The organism is Neoroseomonas oryzicola (assembly GCF_012163135.1).
Lineage (GTDB): Bacteria > Pseudomonadota > Alphaproteobacteria > Acetobacterales > Acetobacteraceae > Neoroseomonas > Neoroseomonas oryzicola.
The window spans coordinates 1-16,426 of record NZ_JAAVUP010000027.1 but is presented as its reverse complement, the minus strand read 5'-3'; the positions used below and the strand labels follow the sequence as shown (position 1 = coordinate 16,426).

Here is a 16,426-nt window from a genome sequence, read left to right as displayed (position 1 = left end):
CCGCCGTCAGCGACGTCTTGCCATGGTCCACGTGCCCGATCGTGCCAATGTTGCAGTGCGGCTTGTTCCGCTCAAACTTTGCCTTCGCCATGGCCCTGTCCTGCGTCCTCGTTCCGATCCGTCAATGCCAACCGACACCCGCGCTTCACTGGAGCGGGTGACGGGAATCGAACCCGCACAACCAGCTTGGAAGGCTGGGGCTCTACCATTGAGCTACACCCGCGCCGGAAGGCGCCGCGAACCCACCAAGTTCCGGCCGCCCGGACCGGGAAAGTCACCCCGTTCGACACGGGCGGGCGATATGGAGGGGGTTGGATTCGAACCAACGTAGGCGCAAGCCAACGGATTTACAGTCCGTCCCCTTTAGCCACTCGGGCACCCCTCCGCAGCCGCTCACCCGACCGAGGCCGGCGGGAGCGCGCGGGGTAAAGCCCATGGCGCCCGGCCTGTCAACGGAGAGCGCGCGGTTGGCGCGGATCGGCCGTCCGGGGCAGGATGGGCGCCATGCGACGTCCCCCGAAGCGGCCCGAAGGCCGTCCCCCCGCGCGCGGTCCCGGCGGCCCGCCCGGCCGAAGCCGCCCGCCGCGCCCTGAAGCAGAACCCGCCCGCCGTCCCGCGCCTGTCGAAGCCGCGCCCGAACCGCCGCGGCCTGGCGCTGGCGCGGGGTCCGGCGCCTATTGGATCTACGGTCAACATGCCGTGCTCGGCGCGCTGTCGAATCCGCGCCGCAAGCCGCGCCGGCTGCTGACCACCGCCGAGGCCGAGGCCGCGCTGCGCGAACGCTTCGCCGGCCCCTGGCGCGTCACGCCCGAACGTTCAGACCGATCCCGCTTCGGGACCTTCCTGCCCGAGGATGCGATCCACCAGGGCATCGCCCTGCTGGCCGAACCGCTCGAGGCCGTGGCCCTCGAGGACGCGATCGAGGCCGCCGAAGGGCCGGTGCTGCTGCTCGACCAGGTGACGGACCCGCGCAACGTGGGCGCGGTCCTGCGATCCGCCGCGGCCTTCGGCGCCGCCTGCGTCGTGCTGCAGGACCGCCACGCGCCGCCCGAGACTGGGGCGCTCGCCCGCGCGGCCTCCGGCACGCTCGACGTGGTGCCGGTGGTGCGGGAGGTGAACCTCTCCCGCGCCATCACCACCTTGCAGAATGCGGGCTTCTGGGTGATGGGCCTGGCCGGCGATGCGAAGCGGACCCTGGCGGAGGCCGCGCCGCGCGACCGTCGTGTCGCGCTGGTTTTGGGCGCCGAGGACACCGGCCTGCGCCGCCTCCAGCGCGAGACCTGCGACGAGCTGGTGCGGCTGCCCATGGCCGAAGGCGTCGAAAGCCTCAACGTCGCGGCCGCCGCGGCCGTCGCGCTCTACGAGATCGTGCGCCGCTGACCTTCGAGGGGGCCTTGCCCCCTAAACCCCCACCAAAGGCCGAAAGGCCTTTGGAAACCGGGTCCCGAGGGCCTTTCGGCCCTCGGCAGAGTGAGCCCGAGAGGGGCGGTGCCCCTCTCGGTGACCGTCATGCCCCGCCCAGCCACAGCACCCTGAAGCAGAACGCCGCGACCAGCGCCGCGACGATCGCGCCGACCGGCCCCGCCTTCTCCCCCCACCGGCGCGGGAAGAAGACCGACGCCGCGTAGATCGCCGCGAGGACCCCAGCCAGCAGCACGATCCCGTCGATGATCAGCGTGCCGAGGAAGGCGAAGAGTCCCGTCCGTTCCTCGAAGGCATCCACGTCGCCGGTGAGGAGGTTCACGACCGCCGCGCCCGCCACCAGCGCCGCGACCAGCAGCATCACCCTGTAGCGGATGTACATCGCCGCCTCCCTTGCCCCGCGCCCGGCCCGCGGCGACCATGCCCGCACGCAGGGAGACGACACCATGGCATCCGACGCCGCCGAAGCCATCATCGAGGCCCGCCGCAGCAAGCGCATCCTCGCCCCGCTCGGCGCCATCGCGCCGAAGACGCCCGAAGCGGGCTACGCCGTGCAGAAGGAAGTCGCGCTGCGCCTGGGTGGCCTGCCGCCGGCCGGCTTCAAGATCGGCGCCACCACGAAGCAGATGCAGGCGATCCTCGGCCTGTCCGGCCCCGCCGGCGGCTTCACGCCGAAGGCCGGGCTGCGCCCAACGCCGGCGACCGTCCGCTACGCGGATTTCCTCAACCCCGGCGTCGAATGCGAGGTCGCGCTCCGCCTCGCCCGCGACATCCCGCCCGGCCCCTGCACCCGCGACCAGGCGGGCGACGCCGTCGGCGAGGTCTTTCCCGCCATCGAGATCGTCGAGAAGCGCTACGACGACCTCGCGGTGCTGACCACGCCGACGCTGATCGCCGACCAGGTCTTCCACGCCGGCGGCGTGCTCGGCACGCCGGTCGCGGGGTGGCGGGCGATGGGCCTGGATCTCGCGGCCACGCGCGGGCGGATGACGGTGAACGGGACGGTGCGCGGGGAGGGTGTCGGCGCCGATCTGCTCGGCCATCCCTTCGAGGCGCTGGCCTGGCTCGCCTCCTCGGCCTGCGCGACGGCATTCGGCGGGCTGCGGGCGGGGCAGGTGGTGTTCCTGGGGTCCGTGACGCCGCCGATCTGGCTCGACGGGCCGTCCACCGTGGTGGTCGAGTTCGACACGCTCGGACGGGTCGAGCTCACGCTGACCTGAAAAAGGACGCGGGGGAGCGAACTACCCCCGCACCCCCACCTTCTTTGGCTGCGCCCCCGGCCGCTGGCCGGGGACGGGAGACAGGCATGGACGGCATCCACATCGCGGGCGGGGGCTGGGAGGCGACGGTCCAGCCGGCCGACGGGGCGGGACTCACGCGGCTGCGCTTCGCCGGCCAGGACATCCTCGTCCCGGCACCGGACGGCGCACGCCTCGGCGGGCCCTTCGGCGCCTTCTGGATGATCCCCTGGGCGAACCGGCTCGATGGCGGGCGACTCGGGCCGCACCGCCTGCCGATCAACCGGCCGCAGGACGGAACGGCGATCCACGGGCTGTCCCGCGACCGCGCCTGGACCGTCGCGCAGGCCGCGCTAGATCGCGTGGCGCTGGCCCAATCGGTCGAGGCCGCGCCCTACCGCTACGCCGCCCACCTCGCGATGACGGCAGCGGAGGACGGCTTCACCCTGAACCTTGCCGTGACCAATACGGGACAGGATCCCACGCCCTTCGGCGCCGGCTGGCACCCCTGGTTCGTCCGGCCGCCGGGCACGCGCCTCGCCTTCCGTGCCACCCATCGCTGCACCCATGACGCCCGCTGCCTGCCGGTCTCCGCGGCGCCCACCGCCGGCCTCGATGGCGGGGAGGACGCCTTCCTCGGCCTCGACACCCATTTCGCCGGTTGGGGCGGCGCCGCGCGCATCGCATGGCCGGGCCTCGACCTGACCATCGCGGCGACCGGCGCGCTCGCCACCAACCTCCAGGTCTATGCCCCGCCCGCACAGCCGGTGCTCTGCGTCGAGCCGTCCTCCCACCTCCCGGACGCGCCGAACCGGCCGGATCTCGCGCCCCTCGGCCCGATGCGCGTCCTTGCCCCGGGCGATGTCTTGACCGGCGTCATCCGGCTGACCGCGGAGTGTTCACACCCGCCCGGCGGCGCGGCATAGGATGGCCGCGATGGCATCCCCTCCCTCCGCACTCGTCCTCGGCGCCGGCATCATGGGTCTCTCGGCCGCATGGGGCCTGGCCCGCCGGGGCTTCTCCGTCCGCATCGTCGAGCAGGACGAGATCCCGAACCCCCGCGGATCCTCCGTCGACCACCACCGGCTGATCCGCCACGCCTACGGCGCCCAGGCCGGCTACATGCGCATGGTCGATCCCGCCTATGCCGCCTGGGACATGGTCTGGCGCGACCTCGGGGAGGTGCTGCACATCCCGACCGGCGTGCTCGCCGTCTCCGGCAGCACCAGGGGCTGGCTTGGCGAAAGCCGCGCGACGCTCGCCGCCGACGGCCTCCCCTTCGACGACCTGACGGCGGCCGAGGTCGCCACCCGCTTCCCGATCTTCACCGAGGCCGGCATCGGCGCCGCGTTCCACATGAAACCCGGCGGCGTGCTGCTCGCCGGGCGGATCGTCGAGGGCCTGGCGCGCCACCTCGCCGCCCGCGGCGTGACGATCGAGCGCGCCCGCGCCGCTGCCGTCGATCCCGACCGCGCCACGCTGCGCCTCGCCGACGGCACGGAGCGCAGCGCGGACCTGCTGGTGGTCGCCGCCGGGCCCTGGGCGCCGCGCCTGATCCCCGCCGCGCTGGGCCCGCGCGTCGTCGCCTCCCGCCAGATCCTCGTGCTGCTCGAACCGCCGCCGCAGCACCGGGACGGCTGGTCGAAGGCCCCCATGCTGCTCGACCTCGCCGAGGACGGCGGCTTCTACGCCGTGCCGCCGGTCGCGGGCACGCCGCTCAAGATCGGCGACCACCGCTTCTCCCGCGTGGGCGACGCCGAGGCCGACCCGCGCGACGCGACGCCGTCGGAGGCGGAGGAGATCCTCGCCTTCGCCCGCCCCCGGCTGCGCGACATGGCGGGCTACCGCATCCTCGGCGCGCGGGCCTGCTACTACGACGTCGAGGACGGCGAGCGCTTCGTCCTCGAGCCCGCCACACCGCGCTGCCTGGTGATGTCCGGCTTCTCCGGCCATGGCTTCAAGTTCGGCCCGCTGCTCGGCCTGGCACTGGCCGCAGCGGCGGCCGACCCGGCGCTGCTGCCGGCCCTCGTCCCCTGGGCTGCCGGCGAGGCACCGCCCGCCCCCGGCCTCCTCTCCGCGCTCGAAGGCATTCCCGCATGACCACGACCGCCGCCACCGACCTGATCTTCGGCCTGACCCGCGTGGTCGGGCTGCCCGCCGTGAGCGAAAAAGCCGGCGCACCGCTCTCGGCCGAGGACATCGCCCAGATCGTCACCGAGGCCGACCGCTTCTGCACCGAGGTGCTGCAGCCCAACGCGCTCGCCGCCGACCGCGCCGGCGCGGTCTATGCCAATGGCGTCGTCACCACCCCGCCCACCTACCCCGCCGCCTATGCGAAGTGGGTCGAGGGCGGATGGCAGTCGCTCTCCGCGCCTGCGGAATACGGCGGCCAGGGCCTACCCCATTCGCTCTGGACCGCGATGACCGAGCTCGGCATGGCGGCCGACACGTCGTTCATGCTCGGCCCGATGCTGACGGCCGGCGCGATCGACTGCCTGGTGCATTATGCGACGCCCGACCAGGCGGCGCGCTGGCTGCCCCGCATGGTCAGCGGCGAATGGACGGGCGCGATGTGCCTGACGGAGCCCAATGCCGGCAGCGACCTCGGCGTGCTGCGCACCCGCGCCGAGCCCCTTGCCAACGGCAAGTATGCCCTGCACGGCCAGAAGATCTTCATCACCTGGGGCGAGCACGACTGCACCGACAACATCGTCTACCTGGTGCTCGCCCGCCTGCCCGACGCGCCGCCGGGCTCGCGTGGCATCAGCCTCTTCGTCGCGACCAAGGTGAAGGAGGATGGCAGCCGCAACGACCTCCGCTGCGGCGGCATCGAGCACAAGCTCGGCATCCACGGCTCGCCCACCTGCGTCATGCTGTTCGAGGGCGCCGAGGCCGAGATGGTCGGCGAGCCCAATCGCGGCCTGAACGCGATGTTCGCGATGATGAACAACGCCCGTCTCGGCGTCGGCACCGAGGGCGTCGCGCATGGCGCGGCGGCGCTGCGCCTCGCCGAGGCCTATGCCGCGCAGCGCGTGCAGAGCGGCCGCGTCATCGCCGAGCACCCCGATGTCGCGCGCATGTTGATGGAGATGCGCGCCGTCACCCTCGCTTCCCGGCTGCTCGCGTTGGAAACCGCGATCTGCGTCGATCGCCACGCGGCGGGCGATACGGGCGCGCAGGCGCGGCAGGCCCTGCTCACGCCCATCCTCAAGGCCTGGTGCACCGATCGCGGCGTGGAGACGGCCTCGACCGGCGTGCAGGTGCATGGCGGCATGGGCTTCATCGAGGAGACCGGCGCCGCGCGCATCCTGCGCGACGCCCGCATCGCCCCGATCTACGAAGGCACCAACGGCATCCAGGCGATCGACCTGCTGGTCCGCAAGGTCGCCAAGGACGGCGGCGCCGAGATGCGCACCCTGATCGAGGAGGTGAAGCGCACACCCGATGCCCGGCTGCGCGCCGCCGCCGATGCGCTGGCGGCCGCCACCGCCACCGTCATCGCCGCCCAGGCGCGCGACGCCGATGCCGGCCAGTCCGTCGCCGTCGCCTATCTCGAGGCCGCGGGCTGGGTGCTCGGCGGCTGGATGCTCGCCCGTGCGGCCGCCGAGGACCCGGCCGCCTATGGCCCGCCGGCCGAGTTCTACCTGCGCCGCCTGCTGCCGCGCGCCGCCGGGCGCATCGCCGAGATCGAAGGCGCCCTCGCCGCTTGACCCGGCGACCTTGTGACCCGGTGGCCTTGCATGCGGGCAATCCGGGGCAATCTGCGCTAGCCAGGATCGGATACGAACAAGCCGGATGAACGCACCGCTGCCTGCCATCGCCCGCACCCGTCCGCGCGTCGCCATCGTTGGCGCCGGGCCCGGCGGCCTCGCCGCCGCCATGCTCCTCGCCGCCTCGGGCGCGCGCGTGACCGTTTTCGAGCGCGACGACGTCGTCGGCGGACGCACGCGCACCGTCACGGCGCCGGGCGGCTACCGTTTCGATATCGGCCCGACCTTCTTCCTCTACCCGCGCATCCTGCGTGAGATCTTCGCGTCCTGCGGCGCCGACCTCGACGCGGAAGTCGAGCTGCTGCGCCTCGACCCGCAATACCGGCTGGTCTTCGAGGGCGCCTCGCCGGTCAGCGTCGACGCGAGCCCCGACCTCGCGCGCATGGAAGCCGAGATCGCGAAGCTCAACCCCGCCGATGCGCGCGGCCTGCGGAGCTTCATGGAGGACAACCGCACCAAGCTCGAGGCCTTCCGCCCGGTGCTGGAACGCCCCTTCGGCGGCCTGTCGGACTACCTGGCGCCCGAGGTGGTGAACGGGCTGCGCTACCTGCGTCCCTGGGCCTCGCTCGACCAGGACCTGCGGCGGCACTTCGCCGACCCGCGCACGCGCCTCGCCTTCGGCTTCCAGTCGAAATACCTCGGGATGAGCCCCTTCCGCTGCCCGAGCATGTTCACGATCCTGTCCTTCCTCGAATACGAGCACGGGGTGTTCCACCCGCGCGGGGGCTGCGGCGCGGTGTCGGAGGCGATGGCGCGCGTCGCCGGGCGCCTCGGCGTCGAGTTCCGCTTCGGCGCCCAGGTCGAACGCCTCGCCTTCGAAGGGCGCCGCGCCGCGGGCGTCGAGGTGGCCGGCTCGCGCCACGCCGCCGATGCGGTGGTGGTGAACGCCGACTTCGCCCACACCATCCCCGGCCTGATGCCGGAGGAACTGCGCCCGCAATGGCCCGACGCGAAGATCGCCAAGGCGCGCTATTCCTGCTCAACCTTCATGCTCTACCTCGGCATCGAGGGGCGGCTGCCCGACCTCGCGCACCACACCGTGCTGCTGGCCGAGGATTACGAGCGCAACCTGCGCCAGATCGAAACCGGCGAGATCCCGGACAATCCCTCCGTCTACGTCCAGGCCGCAGCGGGCACCGACCCATCCCTGGCGCCGGAGGGGCATTCGACGCTCTACGTCCTCGTGCCCGTGCCGAACCTGCGAGAGGGCGGGGACTGGGCGGCGGAGGCGCAGCGATACCGCCGCGTCGCGCTCGACCGGTTGAAGGCGCTCGGCCTCGGCGACATCGAGCCGCGCATCCGCTACGAGCGGATGCTGACGCCGCAGGACTGGCGGGACGAATACGCGGTCGGCTATGGGGCGACCTTCAACCTGGCGCATGACGTGCGCCAGATGCTGCATTTCCGCCCGCGCAACCGCTTCGGCAAGGCGCAGGGTGTCTATCTGGTCGGCGGCGGCACCCATCCGGGCAGCGGCCTGCCGGTGATCTACGAAGGCGCGCGCATCAGCACGCGGCTGCTGATGGCCGATCTCGGCCTGCAGCCGGTGGTGGATGCGGGCGGCAGGCTCGGCGCGGCGCAGCCCGCGCTGGGCGGCTGAACGGTCAGGAGGCGCGCATGGGTGCGAAGGTCGTCGTCATCGGCAGCGGTCTGGGCGGGCTTGCCGCCGCCGCCGTCGCGCAGGCGCGCGGGCACCAGGTCACGCTGCTCGAGCGCAATCCCTGGCTCGGCGGCAAGGCCGCGGTGCTGCACCTCGACAATCCGGCAGGTCCGGGCCGCTTCCGCTTCGACATGGGCCCGACCATCCTGACCGTGCCGCGCGTCCTGCGGCGCATCTATGCCGAGGCGAACCGCGTGCAGCAGGACGAGCTGCCGCTGATCCGCCTCGACCCGCAGTGGCGCTGCTTCTTCGACGACAACACGCGCATCGACCTGATGGCGGACGTGGACACCATGGCGAAATCCATGGACGCCTTCGCGCCGGGCAAGGGCAACGGTCCGGGCTACCGCAAGTTCCAGGAGGTCTCGCGCCACCTGCACGAGATCAGCGAGCGCTTCTTCTTCTGGAAGCCGGTCGAGGGCATCGGCGACACGCTGTCCTTCACCGACAACTTCAAGCCCGAGGTGCTGCGCGACATCCTCGCGCTGCGCATGGGCACGACCGTCGCCAAGGTGATCCGCGGCCATGTGCCGGATGAGCGTCTGGCGCAGATGCTCGACCACTTCACGCAGTATGTCGGATCGAACCCCTACCTCGCGCCCGCCGTGCTCTGCGGCATCGGCGACATGCAGGCGAGCGAGGGCGTATGGTATCCGGTCGGCGGCACCCGCGCGGTGGCGGAAGGTCTGGCGAAGCTCGCCCGCGACCTCGGCGCCGACCTGCGGACCGATTCCGAGGTGACCGACATCGAGATCACGAACGGCGTCGTCCGCAGCGTGACCGCGAACGGGGAGCGCATCCCCTGCGACGCGCTGATCTCCAACATGGACGCGATCCGCACCTATACGGAGCTCGTGAAGGGACCGCCGGCCAAGACCATGCAGAAGCGCGGCTACCAGCCGGCCTGCTCGGGCGTGGTGCTCTATCTCGGCTTGAAGAAGAAGTACGACCACCTGGCGCATCACTGCTTCGTCTTCTCCCGCGATGCGGAGGAGGAGTTCGACAGCATCTACCGCAAGGGCGAGCCGGCGCCGGACCCGACCGCCTATCTCTGCGCGCCCTCCGTGTCGGACGATACGGTGGCACCCGAGGGCGGCGAGGCGCTCTACATCCTGGTCCATACCCCGCACCTGCGCCCCGGCCATGACTGGTCGAAGATGTTCGCGCCCTACCGGCAGAAGATCCTCGACAAGCTGAAGCGCACCGCCGGGATGGAGGACATCGAGGAGCGCATCGTCATCGAGCGCGCACTGACGCCGGTCGACATCCACGAACGCTACAAGGTGCTGGACGGGGCGATCTACGGCCTCGCCTCCCACGGCGCCTTCCTCGGCGCCTTCAAGCCGTCGAACCGGTCGAAGGCGATCAAGGGGCTCTACCTGGCGGGCGGGGCGGCCCATCCGGGCCCCGGCATGCCGATGGTGATGATGTCGGGCTGGATCGCCGCGGACGCGCTCGACCGCGACCTCGGCGGCCGCGGCATGTCGGCGGCGGCGGAGCGCGCCGGGCTGCGGGACGCGCTGCTCGCGGCCGAATGAGCAGCGCGGACCGACAACAGCCCGACCCGGTGCCGCTCCGCTCTGAGCGGTACATCGCCTTCTTCGACCTCGCCTTCACGCGCTTCTTCCGCCGCCACATGCGCGCGGCGCGCGTCGCGCGCTGGGGCCTGCCGCAGATCCCCGCCGGGGCGCCGGCGGTGATCTTCGTCAACCATCCCTCCTGGTGGGATGGGGTGGCGGTGATGCTGCTCGGGCGGCGGTTGCTGCGGGAGCGCCGGCTCTTCACGCCCATGGCCGCCTGGGCGCTGGAGAAATACGGCTTCATGCGCCGGATCGGCGTCTTCGGGGTCGAGACGGGCACGTCACGGGGCACCATCCGCTTCCTGCGAACGGCGGAACGCGTGCTGCAGGACCCGAGCCATGCGCTGTGGGTCCATGCGCCGGGGCGGTTCTGCGACCCGCGTGAGCGGCCCATCCCGATCGCGCCCGGCATGACGCGGCTGCCCGAACTCGCGCCCGGTGCGTGGTTCGTCCCCCTCGCGCTCGACTACCCCTTCTGGTCGGAACGCAAGGCCGAGATGCTCGTCGCCTTCGGCCCGCCGATCCCGGCCGCCGAACTTCTGTCGCTGGATCGCGACGCGCGCGCCGCGCGCCTCGCCGCCGCGCTGGAGGCGGTGGCCGACCGGCTGACGGAGGACGCGATCGCCCGCGATCCGGAGCGGTTCGACACGCTGGTGCAGGGCAAGGAAGGCATGGGCGGGATCTACCAGGGCTGGCGGCGCCTCGGCGCGCTGCTGCGCGGGCAGCGCTTCGACCCGCGCCACGACCACCAGGCGGATCGCGCCGGATGACCTGGGATCCGACGACCATCGCCCTGGCGCTCGCCGCCCTCCCGGCGCTGAACGGGCTCGTGAACCTCTTTCTGCTGCGCGCGCCGGACGGCCCCGCGCCGGCGGGCACGCTCGTCTCCATCCTGATCCCGGCGCGCGACGAGGCCGCGAACATCGGCGCCTGCCTCGAGGCCGCCCTCGCCCAGCAGGGTGTCGACATCGAGGTCGTCGTCATGGACGACGGTTCGACCGACGGCACCCCCGACATCGTCACCGCCATCGCCGCGCGCGACGCGCGGGTGCGCCTGGTCACGGCCCCGCCGCTGCCCGAGGGCTGGTCGGGCAAGATGCACGCCTGCGCGCAGCTCGGCACGGCGGCGCGCGGGACGCACCTGCTCTTCATCGATGCCGATGTGCGCCTCGCCCCCGGCGCGGCGGCGGGGCTCGCGGGCCATGCGGTCCGCCACGGCCTCGGCCTGGTCAGCGCCGTGCCGCGCCAGCGCATCGAGACGATCGGCGAGGGCCTCACCGTCCCCATCATCAACCTGCTGCTGCTCGGCTACCTGCCGGGCGGCGGGCGCGCCTTCACACGCCTGCCCGGCTTCGCCGCCGGCTGCGGGCAGATGATGATGGTCGCGCGCGACGCCTATGCCGCGACGGGCGGGCATGGAGCCGTGCGCACCACGCTGCATGACGGGCTGAAGCTGACGCGCCTGCTGCGCATGCGCGGCTGGCGCACCGAGATGGTCGCCGGCGCCGACCTCGCCGCCTGCCGCATGTATCGCGGCTTCGGGGAATCCTGGCGCGGCTTCCTCAAGAACGCGCGCGAAGGCATGGCGACGCCGCTCGGCCTGCCGGTGTGGACGGTGGTGCTGGCGGGCGCGCATCTCTGGCCCTTCGCGCTGCTGCCGGCGGGCGCGGCCTGGCTGGCGCTCGCCCTGGTCTTCGCGCTGCGCGCGGCGGTGACGCTGCGCAGCGGGGAACCGCTCTGGACCATCGTCCTGCATCCCGCCGCCGTGGTGGTGGCGCTCGCGATCCAGTGGACCGCGCTGGCGCGCGTGCTGACGGGGCGCAAGGAGGGCTGGAAGGGGCGCAGCTACGCGGCGCCGGAACCTTCGTGACCGTCGCCGCTGGGCCGCCCAGCCGCGATTCGGGCAGCGAGAATTTCCCCGTCGCCTCGCTGCTGCTGGCGCGGGCGCTACGCCCAAAGGTGCTGGGCTTCTACCGCTTCGTGCGCACCGCCGACGACATCGCCGACAGCGCCGCGCTTTCGCCGGAAGAGAAGCTGGCACGCCTCGACGCGCTGGAACGCACGCTCGACGATCCCACAACATCCGAGCCCACCGCACGCCCGCTGCACGACAGCGGCGCGGGCACCACGGAAGCGCGGCGCATGCTCGCCGCCTTCCGCCAGGATGCGACGCAGCGGCGCTATGCCGACTGGGCGGCGCTCGAGGCCTATTGCGCGTCCTCGGCCGTGCCGGTGGGGCGGATGCTGCTGCGCCTGCATGGTGAGGAGGATCCGCAGGCGATCGCGGCCTCCGATGCGCTCTGCACCGCATTGCAGATCCTGAACCACCTGCAGGACCTGGTGCCGGACCGCGACGGAATCGGCCGCATCTACCTGCCCGAATCCTGGATGGCGCTGGCGGGGGGCGAGGCCGCCTTCTTCGATCCCGCCAATGCCGTGCCGCGCCGCGCGGTGCTGGACGCCGCGCTCGACCGCATCGAGGAACGGCTGGAGGCCGCCGCCGCGTTGCCGCGCCGGATCGGGTCGCGGCGCCTCGCGATGGAAGCGACGGTGACGCTCGCCCTTGCGCGGCGGCTGCTCGCGCGGCTGCGCGCGGGCGATCCCGTGACGGGCCGCGTCGCGCTGTCCAAGGCCGACTTCGCGCGCGCCTTCGCCGCCGCACCGTTCCGCGGCCCCTCCGACGCGGCGCTGGTGCGGGCGCGGGTCAGCGCGGCGGGCTCCTCCTTCTCGCGCGGCATGTCGGCGCTGCGCGGGGAACGCCGCCGCGCCCTCTGGGCCGTCTATGCCTTCTGCCGCGCGGTCGACGACATCGCCGACGGAGCGCTGCCGGAAACGGAGAAGCACCGCTTCCTCGCGGAATGGCGCGCCAAGCTCGACCGCCCGGATTGCGCCCTGTCGCGCGAACTGGCCCACGCACGTGCCGGCTTCGCCCTGCCCATCGAGGAATGCGCGGCGATGATCGCCGGCATGGAGACCGACGCCGCGCCATCCGTGCGCATCGCCGACGGCACCGCGCTCGACCTCTATTGCCGCCGCGTCGCCGGCAGCGTGGGTGCCATGGCGGTGCGCATCTTCGGTGCGCCGGAAGCGGCGGCGTTCGGCCTCGCCCTCGGCCGCACGCTGCAACTGGTGAACATCCTGCGCGACATGGATGAGGACGCGACGCGGGACCGCGTCTACCTGCCGCTCGACCTGCTCGCCGCCCATGGCGTGGAGGACGGGCCGGCGGCGCGGATGCTCGCAGCGCCCGGCACGCCCGCGGCGGCGCGCGCCCTCGCCGCCGAGGCCGAAGCGGGCTTCGCCCGCGCCGAGCGCGAGTTGCGCGACTTCGACGCCGCCGCGCTGCTGCCGGCGCGGATCATGATGTGGGGCTACCGGCGCCTGCTCGACCGGCTGATCGCGCGCGGCTTCGGTCCGCCCAGGACCCGCCCGCGCCTGACGGCCGCCGAGAAGGCGCGCATGGCCGCCTTCGCCCTGCGCCTCGCCCCCGTCGGGGCGCGATGAGCCGCGCCGTCCACGTCGTCGGCGCCGGCATCGCCGGGCTGGTCGCGGCGTTCGCCCTCGCGCGCGCCGGGCGGGCGGTGACGCTGCACGAAGCCGCGCCCGTCGCCGGCGGACGCTGCCGCGCGCTGCCGGACGGCACCGACAACGGCACCCATGCGCTGATGGGCGCGAACCGCGCCGCGCTGCGCTTCCTCGCCGACATCGGCGCGGCGGAGGGCTGGATCGAACCGGAACCCGCGGGGCTGCCGGTGCTCGACCTCGCCGACGGCGCGGCGCGGCGCATCGCCGCGGCGCCGCTCGCCTGGCGCGACCCGGCGCTGCGCCCGCCGGGCCTCACCGCGGGCGGGTTGCTTGCGCTGGCCGGCATGGCGCTGCCCTTCACGGACCGGCCGGTCGCCGAGGTGCTCGCGAAGCATCCCGCCCTGCTGCGCGGCTTCGTGGAACCGCTGACCGTCGCGGCGCTGAACACGCCGGTCGCCGAGGCCTCCTCCGCCCGCCTGGGCCAGGTGCTGCGGCGGCTCGGCGGCGCGGGCGCGGCACGGCTGCTGGTGGCGCGGGAGGGACTCGGCCCGAACCTGGTCGCGCCCGCGATCGCCGCGCTGCAATCCGCCGGGGTAGCGATCCGCTTCGGCAGCCGGCTGCGCGCCATGACCCAGGCCGATGGTCGCATCGCCGCGCTGCATCTCGGCGAGGAGTCGTTCGCCGTCGCGGAAGGCGACGCCGTCCTCCTCGCCCTGCCGCCCTGGGAGGCGGCGCGGCTGATCACCGGCCTCAAGGTGCCGGAACGCCACGCGCCGATCCTCAACCTGCACTTCGCACATGAGGCGTCCGGGCCGGTGCGCTTCCTCGGCCTGGTCGGCGGGCTGGCGCAATGGGTGCTGCTGCGGCCCTCGGGCGTCTCGGTCACCGTCAGCGCCGCCGATGCCGAGAGCGAGGAACCGGCCGAGGCCCTCGCCCCCCGCGCCTGGGCCGAGATCCGCCGCGCCGCCGCCGCCTTCGCCCTGCCCGGCGCCTGGCCCGAGGCCCCGCCCCCCTGCCGTGCGGTCAAGGAACGCCGCGCCACGCCACGCCATGCGGTCGGCTTCCCGCCGCTCGCGCCCCGGCGGCCGATGCGCAACCTGGCGCTGGCCGGGGATTGGACCTGGCCGGGACTGCCCGCGACCATCGAGGCCGCCGCCCTGTCCGGCGAGGCGGCGGCGAAGGTCCTGCTGCGCCTGGGGCCCGCCGCGTGACACCCGCCGAGGCCCTCGCCGCCCTGCGCGCCGCCGAGGCCCGCGACGGTGCGCCTGATGCCGCGCGCCGGCGCGACCTGCTCGCGCGCCTCGCCGCCGAGGTGAAGCGGCGGGGGGAGGAGATCGCCGCCGCCGCCGATGCCGATTTCGGCGGCCGCGACCGGATCGAGACGCTGCTCGCCGACGTGCTGCTGGTCGCCGACATGGCGTTGTACGCCCGGCGTCGGCTGCGGCGCTGGATGGGGCCCCGCCGGTACGGCGTGCCCTTCCCCTTCCTGCCCGCCCGCGCCTGGGTCGAGCCGGTGCCCAAGGGCGTGGTCGGCGTCATGGCGCCGTGGAACTACCCGGTGCAGCTCGCCCTCGCCCCCGTGATCGACGCCATCGCCGCCGGCAACCGCGTGGCGGTGAAGCCCTCGGAGCACACGCCCCGCTGCGCCGCCCTGATCGCGGAGGTGCTGGAGGCAGCCCTCGGCGCGGACATCGCCCGTTGCGTGACCGGGGATGCCGCCGTCGCCGCCGACTTCGCCGCCCAGCCCTGGGACCACCTGGTCTTCACCGGCGGCACCGCGACCGGCCGTCGCGTCGCGCAGGCGGCGGCGGCGAACCTGGTGCCGGTCACGCTGGAACTCGGCGGGAAGTGCCCGGCCATCGTGCTGCCGGGGGCCGACCTCGCCACGGCGGCGCGGGACCTGCTTGCGGGCAAGGCGCTGAATGCCGGGCAGACCTGCGTGGCGCCCGACACCGTCCTGCTGGTGGGCCACGCGCCCGAGGCCTTCGCCGCCGCCTGCCGCGCGACCGGCATCACGGCCCCGGCCACCGCCGTGCTGAACCCGGCCCAGTCCGCGCGGCTCGACCGCCTCGCGACAGGCGCGACGCTGACGCCGCTCGGTCCGCCCGGCGACGGCCTGCGGCGCCCCGTGACGCTGGCCGAGGCGGCGGACGACGCGCCCCTGCTGCAGGAGGAAGTCTTCGGCCCGGTGCTGCCCGTCCGCCCCTGCGCCGGCCTCGCCGACGCCATCGCCTGGATCGCGGCCCGCCCGGCGCCGCTCGTGGTCTACCTGTTCGGCGCAACGCCCGGGGAGGAAGCCGCCGTCGCCGCCGGCACGAAGTCCGGCGCGCTGGTGACCGGGCGCTGTGTCGAGCATGTCGGCTTCCCCGCCCTGCCCTTCGGCGGCATCGGCGCCTCGGGCCAGGGGCGGCTGCATGGGGAGGAGGGCTTCCGGACGCTGTCCAACCTCCGCGCGCGTGTCCGGCACCGGCGCGTCTCCCTCGCCCGCCTTTTCGATCGGCCGCGCGGCCGGGCGACTGAACTCATCGTGAGGCTATTAATGCGTTAATATTTCCACGCTAAATTCCCCTCATGGTTGTGGACTCGCCCGCGCTTCCCGCCCTCGAGACCCCGCGACTGCGGCTCCGCTGCGCCGAACCGCGCGACGCCGAGGCCCTGGCTGGCCTGATGAACGAGACGATCAGCCGGCGCCTCGCCTCCTGGCCGGTGCCCTACACGCCGCTCATGGCGCTCGACCGCATCGCCGGCGTCCGCATGGCGGCAGAGGCGCGGCGGTCCCTCCCGCTGGTGATGGAACGGCGCGAGGACGGGGCGATCGCCGGCTGGATCAGCATCTCCCGCGCGCCGGGGGACGGCCAAACGGCCCTGATCACCTATTGGCTGGGCGAGCCCTTCCAGGGCCTGGGGCTGATGCGGGAGGCGGCGCCCGCCGCCCTCGCCGAGGCCTTCCGCACCATGGACATCGACCGCGTCCGCGCCGCGGTGCAGGCGGACAACGGCGCCTCGCTGGCGGTGGTGGAGATGCTCGGCATGACCCCGCTCGGGCCCGGCCGCATCTGGTGCCCCTCCCGCGGGCGGGAGGAATCCTGCCTGTGGTTCGAGATCGCGCGGCCCGAGGTGGCAGGCCGCTAGGCTCCAGCCTCAATCAGGTCCATCCGATGAGGATGGCGGCGATGGCGACGGCCGAGGCGAAATTGGCGGCGAGCTTGTCGTAGCGGGTGTGTATCCGGC

15 protein-coding genes and 2 tRNA genes are annotated in these 16,426 nt (G+C 73.6%); 13 read left to right on the top strand and 4 right to left on the bottom strand.

The window, feature by feature from the left end; all coding sequences use genetic code 11:
* From GWK15_RS26220 to GWK15_RS25270, 3 genes are all read right to left on the bottom strand, one after another.
* The coding region (locus GWK15_RS26220) for a GTP-binding protein (RefSeq protein ID WP_244922324.1) at positions 1-91 on the bottom strand (91 nt) is incomplete at its 3' end.
* A gap of 58 nt (positions 92-149) precedes the next feature.
* Positions 150-223 (bottom strand) — tRNA-Gly (locus tag GWK15_RS25275).
* A 79-nt stretch (positions 224-302) separates the two neighbouring features.
* Positions 303-385, bottom strand: a tRNA-Tyr gene (locus tag GWK15_RS25270).
* A 110-nt stretch (positions 386-495) separates the two neighbouring features.
* On the opposite strand from GWK15_RS25270, the gene rlmB reads away from it, so the two are divergent.
* Positions 496-1,380: a 23S rRNA (guanosine(2251)-2'-O)-methyltransferase RlmB gene (rlmB, locus tag GWK15_RS25265; RefSeq protein WP_456306875.1), complete on the top strand. Its 885-nt coding sequence runs from the start codon at positions 496-498 to the stop codon at positions 1,378-1,380.
* Positions 1,381-1,507: 127 nt separating this feature from the next.
* Here the strand turns inward: rlmB and GWK15_RS25260 are convergent, their stop codons facing one another.
* Positions 1,508-1,804: a hypothetical protein gene (locus GWK15_RS25260; RefSeq protein WP_168044342.1), complete on the bottom strand. Its 297-nt coding sequence runs from the start codon at positions 1,802-1,804 to the stop codon at positions 1,508-1,510.
* A 64-nt stretch (positions 1,805-1,868) separates the two neighbouring features.
* Here GWK15_RS25260 and GWK15_RS25255 point away from each other — a divergent pair, with 64 nt between their 5' ends.
* The 12 genes from GWK15_RS25255 to GWK15_RS25200 all read left to right on the top strand — a co-directional run bounded on the left by GWK15_RS25255 (position 1,869) and on the right by GWK15_RS25200 (position 16,327).
* Positions 1,869-2,642, top strand: coding sequence for a 2-keto-4-pentenoate hydratase (locus GWK15_RS25255; protein WP_168044340.1), 774 nt, complete (start codon positions 1,869-1,871; stop codon positions 2,640-2,642).
* A gap of 86 nt (positions 2,643-2,728) precedes the next feature.
* Positions 2,729-3,586 carry an aldose epimerase family protein gene (locus GWK15_RS25250; RefSeq protein ID WP_168044339.1) on the top strand — a complete coding sequence of 286 codons (858 nt, stop codon included), beginning with the start codon at positions 2,729-2,731 and terminating at the stop codon, positions 3,584-3,586.
* Between the two features lie 10 nt (positions 3,587-3,596).
* Positions 3,597-4,760 carry an FAD-dependent oxidoreductase gene (locus tag GWK15_RS25245; protein ID WP_168044337.1) on the top strand — a complete coding sequence of 388 codons (1,164 nt, stop codon included), beginning with the start codon at positions 3,597-3,599 and terminating at the stop codon, positions 4,758-4,760.
* On the top strand, positions 4,757-6,370 hold the full coding sequence (locus tag GWK15_RS25240; RefSeq protein WP_168044335.1) for an acyl-CoA dehydrogenase family protein: 1,614 nt from the start codon (positions 4,757-4,759) through the stop codon (positions 6,368-6,370). The genes GWK15_RS25245 and GWK15_RS25240 overlap by 4 nt, the downstream gene beginning before the upstream one ends.
* Positions 6,371-6,455: 85 nt before the next feature.
* Entirely contained in the window at positions 6,456-8,030 is a 1,575-nt protein-coding gene (gene crtI / locus GWK15_RS25235) for a phytoene desaturase family protein (protein ID WP_168044333.1), read from the top strand.
* Positions 8,031-8,047: 17 nt separating this feature from the next.
* A complete protein-coding gene (locus tag GWK15_RS25230) occupies positions 8,048-9,628 on the top strand; it encodes a phytoene desaturase family protein (RefSeq protein WP_168044331.1) in 1,581 nt (526 codons plus the stop codon).
* The gene (locus GWK15_RS25225) at positions 9,625-10,440 is read left to right on the top strand and encodes a lysophospholipid acyltransferase family protein (RefSeq protein WP_168044329.1); all 816 of its coding nucleotides are present in this window, start codon (positions 9,625-9,627) and stop codon (positions 10,438-10,440) included. The genes GWK15_RS25230 and GWK15_RS25225 overlap by 4 nt, the downstream gene beginning before the upstream one ends.
* Entirely contained in the window at positions 10,437-11,540 is a 1,104-nt protein-coding gene (locus GWK15_RS25220) for a glycosyltransferase (RefSeq protein WP_168044328.1), read from the top strand. The genes GWK15_RS25225 and GWK15_RS25220 overlap by 4 nt, the downstream gene beginning before the upstream one ends.
* Positions 11,537-13,174, top strand: a complete 1,638-nt coding sequence (locus GWK15_RS25215) for a squalene/phytoene synthase family protein (protein WP_168044326.1) — start codon at positions 11,537-11,539, stop codon at positions 13,172-13,174. Before GWK15_RS25220 ends, GWK15_RS25215 begins: the two co-directional genes overlap by 4 nt.
* Positions 13,171-14,406, top strand: coding sequence for a hydroxysqualene dehydroxylase (locus tag GWK15_RS25210; RefSeq protein WP_168044324.1), 1,236 nt, complete (start codon positions 13,171-13,173; stop codon positions 14,404-14,406). The genes GWK15_RS25215 and GWK15_RS25210 overlap by 4 nt, the downstream gene beginning before the upstream one ends.
* A complete protein-coding gene (locus GWK15_RS25205) occupies positions 14,403-15,743 on the top strand; it encodes an aldehyde dehydrogenase family protein (protein WP_168044322.1) in 1,341 nt (446 codons plus the stop codon). The genes GWK15_RS25210 and GWK15_RS25205 overlap by 4 nt, the downstream gene beginning before the upstream one ends.
* Before the next feature lie 23 nt (positions 15,744-15,766).
* Entirely contained in the window at positions 15,767-16,327 is a 561-nt protein-coding gene (locus GWK15_RS25200) for a GNAT family N-acetyltransferase (RefSeq protein WP_168044320.1), read from the top strand.
* The last annotated feature ends 99 nt before the right edge of the window (positions 16,328-16,426 follow it).

Coding starts and splice junctions, on each gene's coding strand:
- rlmB (WP_456306875.1), top strand. CDS start 496: ATGGGCGCCATGCGACGTCCCCCGAAGCGGCCCGAAGGCCGTCCCCCC.
- GWK15_RS25260 (WP_168044342.1), bottom strand. CDS start 1,804: ATGTACATCCGCTACAGGGTGATGCTGCTGGTCGCGGCGCTGGTGGCG.
- GWK15_RS25255 (WP_168044340.1), top strand. CDS start 1,869: ATGGCATCCGACGCCGCCGAAGCCATCATCGAGGCCCGCCGCAGCAAG.
- GWK15_RS25250 (WP_168044339.1), top strand. CDS start 2,729: ATGGACGGCATCCACATCGCGGGCGGGGGCTGGGAGGCGACGGTCCAG.
- GWK15_RS25245 (WP_168044337.1), top strand. CDS start 3,597: ATGGCATCCCCTCCCTCCGCACTCGTCCTCGGCGCCGGCATCATGGGT.
- GWK15_RS25240 (WP_168044335.1), top strand. CDS start 4,757: ATGACCACGACCGCCGCCACCGACCTGATCTTCGGCCTGACCCGCGTG.
- crtI (WP_168044333.1), top strand. CDS start 6,456: ATGAACGCACCGCTGCCTGCCATCGCCCGCACCCGTCCGCGCGTCGCC.
- GWK15_RS25230 (WP_168044331.1), top strand. CDS start 8,048: ATGGGTGCGAAGGTCGTCGTCATCGGCAGCGGTCTGGGCGGGCTTGCC.
- GWK15_RS25225 (WP_168044329.1), top strand. CDS start 9,625: ATGAGCAGCGCGGACCGACAACAGCCCGACCCGGTGCCGCTCCGCTCT.
- GWK15_RS25220 (WP_168044328.1), top strand. CDS start 10,437: ATGACCTGGGATCCGACGACCATCGCCCTGGCGCTCGCCGCCCTCCCG.
- GWK15_RS25210 (WP_168044324.1), top strand. CDS start 13,171: ATGAGCCGCGCCGTCCACGTCGTCGGCGCCGGCATCGCCGGGCTGGTC.
- GWK15_RS25200 (WP_168044320.1), top strand. CDS start 15,767: ATGGTTGTGGACTCGCCCGCGCTTCCCGCCCTCGAGACCCCGCGACTG.